The organism is Pelomonas sp. Root1444, from assembly GCF_001426885.1.
Classification (GTDB): domain Bacteria; phylum Pseudomonadota; class Gammaproteobacteria; order Burkholderiales; family Burkholderiaceae_C; genus Pelomonas.
Genome location: NZ_LMFP01000001.1, coordinates 406648 through 420535 on the forward strand (window position 1 = coordinate 406648; position 13888 = coordinate 420535).

Annotated in this window: 12 protein-coding genes, 1 pseudogene and 1 riboswitch; of the genes and pseudogenes, 4 read left to right on the top strand and 9 right to left on the bottom strand. The window is 70.7% G+C overall.

From position 1 onward, the window contains the following. Window positions 1-8: 8 nt before the first annotated feature. From ASD35_RS01755 to ASD35_RS01780, 6 genes are all read right to left on the bottom strand, one after another. Entirely contained in the window at window positions 9-374 is a 366-nt protein-coding gene (locus ASD35_RS01755) for a VOC family protein (RefSeq protein ID WP_056873178.1), read from the bottom strand. After that, window positions 371-1825, bottom strand: coding sequence for a dihydropyrimidinase (gene hydA, locus ASD35_RS01760; protein ID WP_056873179.1), 1455 nt, complete (start codon window positions 1823-1825; stop codon window positions 371-373). Before hydA ends, ASD35_RS01755 begins: the two co-directional genes overlap by 4 nt. After that, window positions 1822-3291, bottom strand: a complete 1470-nt coding sequence (locus ASD35_RS01765) for an NCS1 family nucleobase:cation symporter-1 (protein ID WP_056873180.1) — start codon at window positions 3289-3291, stop codon at window positions 1822-1824. The genes hydA and ASD35_RS01765 overlap by 4 nt, the downstream gene beginning before the upstream one ends. Before the next feature lie 175 nt (window positions 3292-3466). Continuing rightward, window positions 3467-4966, bottom strand: a complete 1500-nt coding sequence (locus tag ASD35_RS01770) for a CoA-acylating methylmalonate-semialdehyde dehydrogenase (protein WP_056873181.1) — start codon at window positions 4964-4966, stop codon at window positions 3467-3469. A gap of 10 nt (window positions 4967-4976) precedes the next feature. Beyond that, window positions 4977-6284 carry an NAD-dependent dihydropyrimidine dehydrogenase subunit PreA gene (gene preA, locus ASD35_RS01775; protein ID WP_056873182.1) on the bottom strand — a complete coding sequence of 436 codons (1308 nt, stop codon included), beginning with the start codon at window positions 6282-6284 and terminating at the stop codon, window positions 4977-4979. Then, window positions 6277-7623, bottom strand: coding sequence for an NAD(P)-dependent oxidoreductase (locus tag ASD35_RS01780; protein ID WP_235538203.1), 1347 nt, complete (start codon window positions 7621-7623; stop codon window positions 6277-6279). Before ASD35_RS01780 ends, preA begins: the two co-directional genes overlap by 8 nt. Window positions 7624-7729: 106 nt before the next feature. On the opposite strand from ASD35_RS01780, the gene ASD35_RS01785 reads away from it, so the two are divergent. Both ASD35_RS01785 and ASD35_RS01790 read left to right on the top strand, forming a co-directional pair. Beyond that, window positions 7730-8362, top strand: a complete 633-nt coding sequence (locus tag ASD35_RS01785; RefSeq protein ID WP_056873183.1) for a TetR family transcriptional regulator C-terminal domain-containing protein — start codon at window positions 7730-7732, stop codon at window positions 8360-8362. Window positions 8363-8508: 146 nt separating this feature from the next. Next, on the top strand, window positions 8509-8940 hold the full coding sequence (locus ASD35_RS01790) for a nuclear transport factor 2 family protein (RefSeq protein ID WP_056873184.1): 432 nt from the start codon (window positions 8509-8511) through the stop codon (window positions 8938-8940). Between the two features lie 168 nt (window positions 8941-9108). On the opposite strand, the pseudogene ASD35_RS26915 reads toward ASD35_RS01790, so the two are convergent. Beyond that, window positions 9109-9563, bottom strand: a pseudogene (locus ASD35_RS26915) (hypothetical protein); the annotation flags it as partial. Between the two features lie 95 nt (window positions 9564-9658). Beyond that, window positions 9659-10156 (bottom strand): RNA polymerase sigma factor, encoded by a 498-nt coding sequence (locus tag ASD35_RS01800; protein ID WP_056873186.1) that lies wholly within the window; start codon window positions 10154-10156, stop codon window positions 9659-9661. Window positions 10157-10224: 68 nt separating this feature from the next. Between ASD35_RS01800 and ASD35_RS01805 the strand changes: the two genes are divergently transcribed. Further along, window positions 10225-11520, top strand: coding sequence for a S8 family serine peptidase (locus ASD35_RS01805; RefSeq protein ID WP_157275306.1), 1296 nt, complete (start codon window positions 10225-10227; stop codon window positions 11518-11520). A gap of 106 nt (window positions 11521-11626) precedes the next feature. Beyond that, window positions 11627-12469 carry a hypothetical protein gene (locus tag ASD35_RS01810; protein WP_056873187.1) on the top strand — a complete coding sequence of 281 codons (843 nt, stop codon included), beginning with the start codon at window positions 11627-11629 and terminating at the stop codon, window positions 12467-12469. A 60-nt stretch (window positions 12470-12529) separates the two neighbouring features. Here ASD35_RS01810 and ASD35_RS01815 read toward each other — a convergent pair whose 3' ends face one another. Then, window positions 12530-13735 (bottom strand): hypothetical protein, encoded by a 1206-nt coding sequence (locus tag ASD35_RS01815; RefSeq protein ID WP_056873188.1) that lies wholly within the window; start codon window positions 13733-13735, stop codon window positions 12530-12532. Window positions 13736-13820: 85 nt separating this feature from the next. Beyond that, window positions 13821-13884: riboswitch (S-adenosyl-L-homocysteine riboswitch) on the top strand. Window positions 13885-13888: the final 4 nt, after the last annotated feature.

Genomic DNA, 13888 nt, shown 5'->3' on the forward strand with positions numbered 1-13888 from the left:
CAGTGTCCTCAGTCCGGCAGCTTGGTGCCGAAGCGCAGCTGGTTGTGGTCGGGGTCGACGAGCAGGAACTCGCGCACGCCCCAGGGCATGCCGGCTATGGGCTTCACGGGCTTCACGCCCTTGGCGATGAAGGCGGCGTAGGTCGCGTCGACGTCCGGCACCCAGAAGTAGACGGCCCCGCCGGGCTGGCAATCGCCCGCATGGCCCGTCAGGAAGATCGTCTGGCCCTCGCGCGTGAGCTGCAGGAACAGCGGCAGGCCGGGCTCGAACTGGTGCTGCCAGTCGATGCTGAAGCCGAGTTGGTCGATGTAGAAGGCCTGTGCGCGCGCCGCGTCGGTCATACGCAGTTGCGGAATGACGGTTTGCGTGCTCATCGTGCGACGGCGGTAGGCGCGAGGTCTTGCGCACGCTTGATGGCGGCGTCGAACTGCGCGCCGAAGGGCGGGCGTTTCAGGTAGCGGCCCTTGCCTTGTTCGGCGCGAAGCTCGCCGCGGGCGAACACGACGCGGCCTTGCGCGATCGTGTGGCTGGGGATGCCGCGCACCGTGCGGCCCTCGAAGATGTTGAAGTCGTTCTTCGAGAACTGCGTCGTGGCGCTCAGCGTCTTGATGCCGGCCGGGTCCCACAGCACGAGGTCCGCATCGGCGCCCTCGGCGATGACGCCCTTGCGCGGGTACATGTTGAACAGCTTGGCCGCATTGGCCGACGTGATCGCGACGAACTCGCTGGGCGTGAGGCGCCCGGAGTTGACGCCTGCGTCCCACAGCACGGCCATGCGTTCCTCGACGCCGCCGCAGCCGTTGGGGATCTTGGCGAAGTTGTCCCTGCCCGCGGCCTTCTGCTCCGCGCAGAAGGTGCAGTGGTCAGTGGCCGTCGTGTGCAGCTGGCCGCTCTGCAGGCCGCGCCACAGGAACTCCTGGTGGATCTTGGGGCGGAAGGGCGGGCTCATCACGTAGGCGGCGGCCTTGTTGAAATCGGGGTCGCGGTAGACGCTGTCGTCGATCAGCAGGTGGCCGGCCAGCACCTCACCATAGACGCGCTGGCCGCGGGCGCGCGCCCGGGCGATGGCCTCGGCGCTCTCGACGCAGCTGACGTGCACGATGTAGATGGGCACCCCTAGCACGTCGGCGATCGCGATGGCGCGGTTGGCGGCCTCGCCCTCGACCATCGGCGGGCGCGACATCGGGTGGCCCTCGGGGCCGGTGATGCCCATCTTGGCGACCTCGGCCTGCAGCAGGTAGACCAGCTCGCCGTTCTCGGCGTGCACGGTCGGCATGGCGCCCAGTTCCAGCGCGCGCTTGAAGCTGTTCACCAGCGTCTCGTCGTCGCACATGATGGCGTTCTTGTAGGCCATGAAGTGCTTGAAGCTGTTCACGCCTTCGTCACGCACCAGCGTGCCCATGTCGTCGCTCACGCTCTGGTCCCACCAGGTCACGGCCACATGGAAGGCGTAGTCGGCCGCGCTCTTCTCCGCCCAGCCGCGCCAGGTGCGGTAGGCCTCCATCAGCGGCTGCTGCGGGTTGGGGATGACGAAGTCGATGATGCTGGTCGTGCCGCCGGCCAGCGCCGCCGCGGTGCCGGTGAAGAAGTCGTCCTGCGTGACCGTGCCCATGAAGGGCAACTGCATGTGGGTGTGCGGGTCGATGCCGCCGGGGATCAGGTACTGGCCGGTACCGTCCAGCGTCGTCGTGCCGGCCGGTGCCTCGCGCGCGGCGCGCTCGCCGATGGCGGCGATGCGGCCATCGACGCACAGCACATCGGTGCGGGATTCCGCGTCGGCGTTGACGACGATGGCGCCGCGGATCAACAAGGGAGAAGAGGTCACGTGGCGCTCCTTGTGAGCGGTTGGGGTTGCGTCTTGCCGGCCATCAACACGCCGTAGACGACGGCGGCCAGCGCCAGCCCGGCGAACCAGGCATAGGTGTAGATGGCCTTGAAGGCTGCGCCGACCTCGGGGAAGGTGGCCGGGAAGGCGGCGTTCAGGAAGCCCGGGATGTTGGGCGCCACGCCGACGGCGAAGGCGATGACGGCCGCCATGTTCCAGCCGCCGCGGTAGCTGTAGCGGCCACCCTCTCGGTAAAGGTCGTCGACCACCAGCTCGGTCTTGCGCAGCAGGTAGTAGTCGACGATGAGGATGCCCGCCACCGGCCCCAGCAGCGCCGAGTAGCCGATCAGCCAGGTGAAGATGTAGCCCTGGGTCGATTCGAGGATCTTCCACGGCATCATCGCGATGGCGATGCCGGCAGTGATGATGCCGCCCAGCTTGTAGCTGATGCGACCCGGCGCCAGCGCCGAGAAATCGTAGGCCGGGCCGACCAGGTTGGCCGCGAGGTTGACGCTGACGGTGTCGATGAGCAGCACGATGAGGGCGATCAGCACGGCCGCACCCGTCATGCGGCTGGCCAGGTCCACCGGGTCCCATAGCGCCTTGCCGTAGATGACCACGGTGGCCGACGTGACGAACACGGCGAGTGCGGCCAGCAATCCCATCGGCAGCGGCAGGCCGATGGCCTGGCCGACCAGCTGGTCGCGCTGGGTCTTGGCAAAGCGCGTGAAGTCGGGGATGTTCAGCGCCAGCGTGGCCCAGAAGCCCACCATCGCCGTCAGAGACGGCCAGAACACGGCCGAGAACTGGCCGGCCTTCTTGCCGCCTTCGACGAACTGCGAGGGCTGGTCCAGGATGGGCCCGAAGCCGCCGGCCTTGTCCCAGGCCCACCACAGCAGCACGAAGCAGATGACGATCTTGATCGGCGCGGTGTAGGTCTCCAGCTTGCGGATGGCCTCGATGCCGTGCACGACGAACCAGAACTGCAGCGCCCAGAACAGCAGGAAGCAGCCGAACTGCGCCGCGCTGATCCCCAGGCCCGGCAGCGGGTCGCCGCCCAGCGGATGGCCGATCAGCACGCCGGCCAGCGTGTAGATCATCTGCCCGCCGAACCAGGTCTGTATGCCGTACCAGCCGCAGGCGACCAGCGCGCGCAGCAGGGCCGGCAGCCGCGCGCCCCGCGTGCCGAACGAGGCGCGCGCCAGCACCGCATACGGGATGCCGTACTTGGCGCCGGCATGGCCGATCAGCAGCATGGGCACCAGCACGATGAGGTTGCCCAGGAACACCGTGCCGACCGCCTGGCCCCAGCTCATGCCCGACTCGATGAGGCTGGCCGCCAGCGTGTAGGCCGGGATGCACATGACCATGCCCACCCACAGCGCGGCGAAGTGGTACCAGCGCCAGGTGCGCTGAGCGGCCGTCGTGGGGATCAGGTCCGGGTTGCTCAGCGTGGGGTCGGTCATGGTGCGTCCTTGTGCTCAGTGGTGCATGTCGCATTTGCGGGCCGAGCGCCGGGCCGCTCCCAAGCCGGCCTGCCCTTGGCGATGTGCTCGTGGCTCGATGCCACGAGCATCGCCGTCCCCGCGGGGGACCGACCAGGCTCGCCGGCGTTCAGCAAGGCGAGAGTGGGCGAGGGGCTCACAGGTTCTGCGGGAAAGCAAATTGCGGGCCCTTGGGCGTGCTGTCGGGCCAGCGCTGCATCACCGCCTTGTGGCGCGTGTAGAAGCGCACCGCCTCGGGCCCGTAGGCGTGGTGGTCGCCGAACAGGCTGCGCTTCCAGCCGCCGAAGCTGTTGAAGGCCATGGGCACCGGCAGCGGCACGTTGACCCCCACCATGCCGACCTGGATGTGATGCACGAACTCGCGCGCCACATGGCCGTCGCGCGTGAAGATGGCCACGCCGTTGGCGTACTCGTTGGCTTCGATCAGCGCGATGGCGGCGGCCAGGTCGGGCACGCGCACGACGCACAGCACGGGGCCGAAGATCTCTTCCTGATAACAGCTCATCTCGGCAGACACGCCGTCCAGGATGGTGCCGCCGACGAAGAAACCGTCCTCATGGCCCGGCACGCGCAGGCCGCGGCCGTCGACCACCGCTTTCGCGCCCGCTTCGACACCTTCGCCGATCAGCCGCTCCACGCGCTGCTGCGAGGCGCGCGTGATCAGCGGGCCCATTTCGGCGCCTTGTTGATGGCCTTCGCCGATCTTCAGGGCCTTGACCTTGGGCGCCAGCGCGGCGACGAGCTTGTCGCCCACGTCACCTACCGCCACGGCCACCGAGATCGCCATGCAGCGCTCGCCGGCCGAGCCGTAGGCGGCGCCCATCAGTGCATCGACCGCGCCGTCCAGATCGGCGTCGGGCATGACGACCATGTGGTTCTTCGCGCCGCCCAGCGCCTGCACGCGCTTGCCGTGGGCGGTGCCGACCTTGTAGATGTGCTCGGCCACCGGCGTGCTGCCGACAAAGCTGACCGCCGCGATGCCGGGGTGGGCGAGGATGGCATCAACGATGTCCTTGTCACCCTGCACGACGCTGAACACGCCGTCGGGCAGGCCGGCCTCCTGCAGCCAGCGCGCCATCAAGAGCGAGGACGATGGGTCACGCTCGCTGGGCTTCAGGATGAAGGCGTTGCCGCAGCCGATGGCGATGGGGTACATCCACATCGGCACCATGGCCGGGAAGTTGAACGGCGTGATGCCGGCCACGACGCCCAGCGGCTGGCGCATGCTCCAGGCGTCCATGCCGCGGGCGATCTGCTCGGTGTATTCGCCTTTCAGCAGCTGCGGCATCGCGGTCGCGAACTCGACGACCTCGATGCCGCGGGCCACTTCGCCGATGGCGTCGGGCAGCGTCTTGCCGTGCTCGCGCACGATGGCCCCGGCCAGCAGCTCGCGGCGCTCCTGCAGGATGTGGAGGAACTTGAACAGCACGCGCGAGCGGGCCAGCGGCGGCGTCTGGCTCCAGGCCTTCGCTGCCTGCGTGGCGGAGGCGACGGCGGCGTCCAGGTCGGCCATGCTGCCCAGCAGCAGCTGGCCTTGCACCTGGCCGGTGGCGGGGTTGTAGATGTCCTGGTGGCGTTCACCGGTGCCGCGGCTGATCGCGCCGGCGATCCAGTGGCCGACTTCGTACTGACTCATGAATCGTCCTTCAGGCGCAGCTGGCGCGCATGGGGTTGTTCGGATGCGTCGTCCAGTTGGCGTAAGTGCCATCGATGACCCGCCCGGTGCGGGCATCGGTCTCGCCGGGCTGGAGCGCACGCATCGTGATGGTGCCAGGGACGGGGCAGATCGACACGCACAAGTTGCAGCCGACGCACTCGGCCTCGTTCACCTCGAAGTGGCGTTGGCCGTCTTTCATCGCCCAGATGGCCTGGTGCGACGTGTCCTCGCAGACGACGTGGCAGCGGCCGCACTGGATGCAGCTGTCCTGGTGGATGACCGCCTTCTCGACGTGGTTGAGGTTGAGCTGGTTCCAGTTCTTCACGGTGTGCACCGCGCGGCCGCGGAAGTCGTCCAGCGACGCATAGCCCTTCTCGTCCATGAAGTTGGACAGGCCCGAGCACATGTCCTGCACGATCTTGAAGCCATAGACCATGGCGGCCGTGCAGACCTGCACCGTGCCGCAGCCCATGGCGATGAACTCGGCCGCGTCGCGCCACGTCGTGATGCCGCCGATGCCGCTGATCGGCAACCCGGTCGTGGCCGGGTCGCGCGCGATCTCGGCCACCATGTTCAGCGCGATGGGCTTGACCGCCTGGCCGCAGTAGCCGCCGTGCGAGCCCAGGCCGTCGGTGACGGGGCTCATCGTCATGCGGTCCAGGTCCACGCCCATCACCGAGTTGATGGTGTTGATGAGGCTGACCGCATCCGCGCCGCCGGCATGCGCGGCGCGGGCCGGGAAGCGCACGTCGGTGATGTTGGGCGTGAGCTTGACGATGACCGGCATGCGCGTGTGCTTCTTGCACCACTCGGTCACCTGCTGGATGTACTCGGGCACCTGGCCGACGGCGGAGCCCATGCCGCGCTCGCTCATGCCATGCGGGCAGCCGAAGTTCAGCTCCACGCCGTCGGCGCCGGTGTCGGCCACCTTGGCGAGGATGTCCTTCCAGCTCTGCTCGTTCACGGGCACCATCAGCGACACGACCATCGCCCGGTCCGGGAAGTCGCGCTTCACTCTTGCAATCTCGTCCAGGTTGACCTGCAGCGGCCGGTCCGAGATCAGCTCGATGTTGTTGAAGCCGATGACGCGCCGGTCCTGGCTCCACAGCGTGGCGTAGCGCGGGCCGTTGACGTTGACGACGGGCGGGTCCTCGCCCAGCGTCTTCCAGACGACGCCGCCCCAGCCGGCCTCGAAGGCGCGACGCACGTTGACCTCCTTGTCGGTCGGCGGCGCCGAGGCGAGCCAGAAGGGGTTGGGGCTCTTGATGCCCAGGAAGTTGGTGCTCAGGTCAGCCATGGGCCACTCCCGTCAGTGCTGCGTGAATGGACTCGGCGGCGCGCTTGCCGTGCTCCACGGCCTCCACCGTCAGGTCGCGCCCGCCGAAGCGGCAGTCGCCACCGGCCCAGACGCGCGGGACGCTGGTGCGGAAGTCCGCGTCCGTGCGGATGCGCCCGCCCTGCAGTTCGACGGCCGGGCCGGCCGACTCGGCGACATAGGTCTGGCCAATGGCGCGCAGCACCATGTCGGCCTCGATGAAGAACTGCTCGCCGGTGTCGACCAGGTGGCCGCCGTCCAGCCGCGTCGCCGCGAAGCGCATGCCGCGCAGCACGCCGCCGCCGGCCTCGACGCCCAGGGGCCGTGCCCAGCAGCGAAGGGTCACGCCGCGCGTCTGCGCCCAGTGCTGCTCGTGCGTGGAGGCGGACAGCCCGTCCGGCCCGCGGCGGTAGACCATGGTCACCTGTTCGGCACCAAGCAGCCGGGCCTGCACGGCCGCGTCCACAGCCGTCATGCCGCCGCCGATGACGACCACCCTGCGGCCCACCGGCACGATCTCCGGCGCGCTCTGGCGCAACTCGGCGATGAAGTCCACCGCATTGCGCAAACCGGGCAGCTCGGGCTCGACGATGCCCAGCGCATTGACGCCGGCCAACCCCAGGCCGAGGAAGACCGCGTCGTGTTCGGCCAGCAGGCTGTCCAGCGTCATGTCGCGGCCGAGCCGCCAGTTCAGCTTCGGTGTGATGCCGCCGATGGACAGCAGCCAGTCGATCTCGCGCTGCGCAAAGCCGCCGGCGACCTTGTACGTCGCCAGCCCATATTCATTCAGCCCGCCGAGCTTGGCGTTGGCGTCGAACAGCACCACCTCATGGCCGCGCCGCGCCAGCCCATGCGCCGCGGCCAGTCCCGCCGGCCCGGCGCCGACGACGGCAATGCGCCGGCCGGTCGGCGCCGCGCGCTCGAACAGCGGCTTGGCGCCGGGGTTGGCGAAGTGGCCCTCCACCGCATAGCGCTGCAGCAGGCCGATCTCCACCGGCTTGCTCTCATGGGTGTTGCGCACGCAGGCCTGCTCGCACAGCACCTCGGTCGGGCAGACGCGGGCGCACATGCCGCCCAGCGGGTTGGCCGTCAGGATGGCTTCGGCCGCGCCGCGCACGTTGTCCTGCGCCACGCGCTGGATGAAGGCGGGGATGTCGATGCCGGTCGGGCAGGCCGTCTGGCAGGGCGCGGCATAGCAGTAGTAGCAGCGCTCGGCCTCGATCAGCGCCTGCGTGCGCTGCAGCGGCGGGTGGGCGTCAGCGAAGTTCTGCGCGTAGTCGGGCGGCGTGAGGCGGCCCGATTGGAGGTCGGCAAGGTCCACGGGAATCTCCGGGTGGAAAACAGCCAAACATTACTGCCCCGTAAAAATTGACCTAGACGTAAAAACCCGCAGCGCTCGCTTGGTGCGCCCCGTCAAAATCCGGTGCATGAACGAGACCGCCCCCGCCGTGCGCACCCCGCGCGCCGCCACCCTTCGCAAGCAGGAGGCCATCCTCGCCGAGGCCGAACGGCAATTCGCACGCTTCGGTTTTGAAGGCGTCAGCCTCGACAGCATCGCTGCCGCGCTCGACCTGTCGCGCCAGAACCTGCTCTACCACTGGCCCAGCAAGGAAGACCTTTACCGCGCCGTGCTCGACAGCGTCATGGGCGAGTGGATGGCCAACATGAACGCCATCACCGAGGCCAGCGAGCCCAAGGCCGCCATCGAGAGCTACGTGGCCGACAAGCTGCGCTTCAGCCGCGAGCGGCCCAGCGGCAACGCGGTCTTCACGCGCGAGATCATGGCCGGCGCGCCGCGCTATGCCGACGTGCTGAAGGCCCAGGTCATGCCGCTGCTGCACGCCGATGTGGCGCGCTTCGAGCGCTGGGCGGCCGAGGGTCTGATCCGGCGCCTGGACTTCACGCACCTGATGTTCCTGATCTGGTCCTCCACCCAGGCCTACGCCGATCTCGCGCCGCAGTTCTCGCTCTACATGGGCAAGCCCGCGCTGGACGAGGCCGACTTCGAGCGCGCCCGCGGGCTGATCACGCGCCTGATCTGGCGCAGCCTGGAAGTGTGAAGCCCCTCGTCCAGTCTCGCCCCGCGGCACGCGGGCAAGCCCGCCCGGTCCCCCCGGGGGGCGGCGATGCCTTCGGCCTCGCGCCGCAAGCATGTCGCCATGGCGGGCCGGCTTGGGAGCGGCCCGGCGCTCGGCCCGCGGGGTTCATGCGCCGCGCGCTGCTGCTGACGGCACTGGCCGTCGCCGGCATCGCGCAGGCGTCGCCACCCACGCTCGCCGCGCAACTCAAAGCCCAGGCCGACGCCTGGGACCGAGCCATCGTCGCCAAGGACCGCACTGCCATCGAGGCCAACATGGCCGACGACTTCCGCCAGATCGATGCGCGCGGCAATGTCGAGACCAAGGCCAGCTTCGTCGACGGGCTGGTCTCGCCGGACGTGGTGCTGCACCCCTATACGGTCGAGGACTTCGAGGTGCGCGTGTATGGCGACACCGCCCTGCTCAGCGGCCGCACGCGCATGACCGGCCGCTACCAGGGCCAGCCCTTCGACACGCACTACCGCTACATCGACGTCTACGTGAAGCGCGGCGGCGCGTGGCAGATCGTCAGCGTGCAGATCAGTCCCTTGGCCAGATGAGCCCCTCGCCCACGCTGGCCTCGCCGTACGCGGGCCAGCCTGGTCGGTCCCCCTGGGGGACGGCGATGCCTGCGGCGTTGAGCCGCAAGCACATCGCCCACGGGCCGGCTTGGGGCGGCCCGGCGCTCTGCCCGCGATCCCAGCCTGCCGCCGGGGCAAGGCGCGCGTTCAACGCCACCCCTTGTCCCTTGCGGCCTTTTCCTGCTCGGCGTTCAGCGCTTCACCGGCCATGGCGGCATCCACCGCGGCCAGCACCGTGGGTGGCAGGCTGCTGGCGGCCTGGCGCATGCCGCTCGGGGCCGCCGCGACGGCGGCCACCTGCTGCAGCGCCCAGGCGCCGTCGGGCTCGCGGCAGGCCAGGCCCGCCGCTGCCGCCGTCGAGAAGCTGCGGCACCAGCGCCCGTCCTTGGCCTTGAAGCTGAGCTGCACGGCCACCGCGCCGGTGGGCGCGCTGGCGAGCTGCCGGTCCAGCGCCTGGGCGATGGCGCCGGTGGCGACCAGCCGGTCCTGACCGTCCCCGACCGAAGGCGCCAGCCGCGTGCCGATCACGGTACCCAGCACCAGCGTCGCGGCCATGCCGCCCCAGGCGGCCCAGCTGTTCATGCCTTGACGGCGCGCGCGCGNNTGAGCCGGTCCGGCACGGGCTCCTTCAACACATCGTCGAAGGCGGCGGCCATGCGCTGGCGCTCGGCCTTCAACAGGTCTTCATCACTGCGGCTCATGGCCACTCTCCCAACAATTCCTGCAGCGCCTCGCGAGCGCGGGCCAGGCGGCTCGTCACGGTGCCGACCGGCACGCCCAGCGTCTCGGCAGCCTCCTGGTAGCTCAGGCCCTCGACCAACACCAGGCCGACGATGGTCCGGTGATCCTCGCTGAGCCTGGCCACGGCCTTGCGCACGAGGATGGCGTCGAGCTGCGATCCCGTGGCCGTGCCGTCGCCCACGTTGTCGCCGTCCTCCTCGGGCAGGAAGGTCTGGCCGCGCCGCTCGCGGGCGCGCAGTTCATCGATCCAGGCGTTCTGCATGATGCGAAACATCCAGCTGTCCAGACGCGTTCCAGGCGTCCACTGGTCGGTGCGGTTGAGCGCCTTCTCGACGGCGACCTGCACGAGGTCGTCGGCGTCTTCGCGGGAGTGGGCCAGCGTGCGGCCGAAACGGCGCAGCCGCGGCAGCAGGTTGGCGATCTCCTGGCGGAGTTCGGTCGGGGTTTCAGGCATCGATACACGGACAACGGACGAGGCGTGGATTTTCTTCCCGGCCTCGCTCGTTATCCTCACAAATCACCATGAAAACCTTCCTTGCCCTGTCGATGGCCGCCGCGCTGAGCCTGCCCGCCCAGGCCCAGCTGCGCCTGCCCCAGCTCCCCCAGCTGCCCGGCGTGTCGCGCCTGCCCGGCGTCGTCGACCGTGTGCTGCCGGCGCCGCTGCCCGAGCTGCTGTCGTCGACGACGCAGTTGCTGGACCTGCGCCTGACCACCGTGCGCGACCTGCTCAGCCGCCACCCGGACCTGATCGAGGCCGACCCCGCCGGTGAACCCATCCGCCGCCGCGAGTTGGTGCTGGTGTCGCCCAACGATGCGGCCCTCGCCGCCGCCGCGGCCCTGGGCCTGACCCGGCTGCGCGAGGAGGCCTGGCCGGAGCTGGACCTGCGCGAGGTCGTGCTGCGCGTGCCCGCCGGCCTGGACACGGCCGACGCGCTGGCCCGGCTGCGCGCGGCCCAGCCCGACCTGCAGGCGGATTTCAACCATCTCTATTCACGCAGTGGCGAGGTTGCAGCAGGCGCGGGCTCCGCGTCGGCCGCCCCGCGTGGCCCGGTGCGCGTCGGCCTCATCGACGGCGGCGTGGACCGCCGCCACGCGGCGCTGCGCCGGGTGGCCGGCGGCAGCTTCGGCTGCGGCGGCGCCGCCGTGCCCAGCGAGCACGGCACGGCGGTGGCGTCGTTGCTGGTCGGCCGCGACCGCGGCTTTGCCGGCGCGCTGGCACAGGCCGAGCTGTTCGCCGCCGACGTCTATTGCGACAAGCCCGACGGCGGCTCGGCCGAGGAGGTCGTGCGCTCGCTCGCCTGGATGGCGCGCGAGCGCGTCGCGGTCGTCAACGTGAGCCTGGTGGGCCCGCAGAACCGGCTGCTGGCGCAGGGCGTCGCGTCGCTGGTCCAGCGCGGCCATCTGCTGGTCGCGGCCGTGGGCAACGACGGCCCGGCCGCGCCGCCGCTCTACCCGGCGGCCTATGCCGGCGTCATTGGCGTGACGGGCGTGAACGCCGCGCGCCGCGTGCTGCCCGAGGCGGCGCAGGGGCCGCAGGTGATGTGGGCTGCACCCGGCGCCGAGATGGCCGTCGCCCGCAGCGGCGGCGGCTACGGCGTGGCGCGCGGCACCTCCTTCGCGGCGCCGCTGGTGGCTGGCCTGCTGGCGGCGGAGCTGCGCGAGCCGGACGTGGCCGCCGCCGCGGCTGCCGTCGAACGCTTGGCCGCAACGGCCGTGGACCTGGGCGCCCCGGGCCGCGACCCGGTGTATGGCCGTGGCCTGGTGGCCGAGGATCTGCGCGTCGTGCCGGAGCAACTGCAGGCGCGCCAGGCGCGCTAGAAACAAACCGTTGCACCTGGGCTGGGAAGGAAGTCGCGACGGGCCTCGTTGTGATCCATGAAAGGGCCGGAATGGCTGGCTCTTCAGACATCACCCGGAGGTCATCATGTTTGCAACCCGTCGCACCCAAGTTCTTCGCACCACGCTGAGCATTGCCGCCGTCGCGGCCGGCCTGCTCGCGGCCAACGCCCACGCCGGCCTGCTCGGCGGCGGTGCCGGTGGCGGCCTCACCGGTGGCCTGACCGGCGCGCTGTCGCCGCGCCAGCTCGACGTCGGCGGCAAGGTCGGTGGCAATGCCAGCGGCTCGGCCGACGGTTCGCTGGTCAAGGGCACGCTGGACAAGACCCAGGGCGCCGTGGGCGGCGCCAAGGACACCGCCGCCGCCAAGGTGGGCGAGGGCAAGACGGCCGTGCAAGGCCAGGTCGACGCCGCCAAGGGCGCCGTGGGCGAGGTGAAGTCCGGCGCCGCCGACAAGCTCGGCGAGCTGAAGACGGCCGGCCAGGGCGCCAAGGACTCGCTGGCCTCGACCGCGGGCAGCGTGGGCGGCAGCGCCGACGGCAGCGTGACCGGCGCACTCGGCGGCACGGCCAACGGCGCCAGCGGCAACCTGGCCGGCCAGGGCAGCGGCGCATTGAACGGCACGCTGAGTCGCGGCGAGACGCCGGCCGCGACGACGCCGGCCACCCCGGCTATGCCTGCGGCGCCCTCGGCAGCCACGCTGGCCGCTCCCGCGACGCCCGCCACGCCCGCCACGCCCGCCAAGCCTGCACCGCTGACGCTGGGCGGCAGCGCCAGCGGCAACGCCAGCAAGAAGGAGATCGGCGGCAGCGCCAGCGGCCAGGCCGCCGGCCGCAAGGGTCAGGCCGAGGGCAGCGCTTCGGCCCAGGCCACGCGCACCGACAACGGCGTCGCGCTGGACACCTCGGCCAGCGGTTCGGCCAAGCGCTGAACGGCGGCCGCGTTCAATGAACTGGGCGGCCTGCGTGCCGCCCTTTTCAATGCCCTCGCGTCAGAGCTTGAGCAAGGCGTCCAGGTTGACCCGCAGCTTCAGATCGGCCGGCGCGAGGCTGGCGGCGATGGCCTGCGAGGCCAGCCGGGTGTCGCGCGGCACCGGGTTGCTCAAAGGGCTGCCGCTCTTGCCGATGAGGGCGGCCACCAGCGGCTCGTTGGCGCTGAAGCCGCGCTTGAAGACGATGCCGACCTCGCCGTTGGCCAGGCGCACGATGGTGCCCGGCGGGTACAGGCCCACGGCCTTGATGAGGGCGGCGCCGGCTTCGTCGGGCTGGCCCAGCTCATCCAGGAACACGGCGCGGGCCGCGGCAGCGCCACTCATCGCGGTGCGGCTGCGGCGTGGCGCCAGGCGGGCGCCGAAGAGATCGATGCGGCGCAGCAGGCGGGCCAGCTTCTCGCCGTCGCTGCGCGCCGCCAGCGGGCCGGGGCCGGCCTCGTGGTGCAGGCGCACGGCCGTCAGCCACACCGGGTCGGTGACGCCGGCCTGCGCCAGCCGCTGCGCGGCGCGGTCGCCATGGGCGGCCAGGGCCTGGCGTTGCGCGGGCGTGGCCGGGCCGGCCTGGCTGGCGAGGCGGTCATGGGCGGTGCCGGCGCCGTAGTTCATCGTCAGCGCCGCGCCCTGCAGGGCTTCGCTCAGCGCCGGGTCCAGGTGCAGCTGCCGCGCGACCAGGTCGCACAGCAGCAGCGTCAGCAGCGCATGGCGGGCGCTGTAGTCGTCGAACTCCTGGCTGCTCTCGAACACCAACAGCATCAGCGTCGCGTCCGGATGCGCGTGCAGGCGCTTCAGCGCGGCGTCGCGCAGCTGGGCGACGCGGGCGGGGAAGTCGAGCGGCTCGGTCTCGCGCAACAGGCTGTGGGTGTGCAGCAGCAGGTCCGACCAGGCCTCGCGCGGGCCGAGCTCGACCTTGGACGCCAACGGCGCCTCCATGCGGAAGCTGGTGTCGGCCTTGGCGATGTCAGACAGCATGGCGTCCTGCATCACCAGGGTGTCCAGCCTGTGGGCCAGCGCGCGCTGGTATTCCAGGGTGTCTGCGCTCATCACCCACGCGCCGCCGTCGACCAGGGCGCGCACCAGCGGCGAGTCCCGCAAGACCTGACCGCGCGCGAACATCAGCTTGCCGGCCTCGTCGTAGATGTCGTACGGCAAGGTCATGCCCAGCCGCAGCGTGCGGGCGGGGAGGTGGAAGAGTTCGGAGGCGGCCATGGATCGGCGGATTCTGTAACGGCCTTCGGCGCGCGCGAGCCGCTCTTGCACGACGGCGAAGGGCCGGCTGCGTAGAATTCCCGGCTCATCCGAGGAGCGCTGCGAGGAGTTTCCCCAGGCTCGGATCGTTTAAACGGCGCTCATCGATCACAC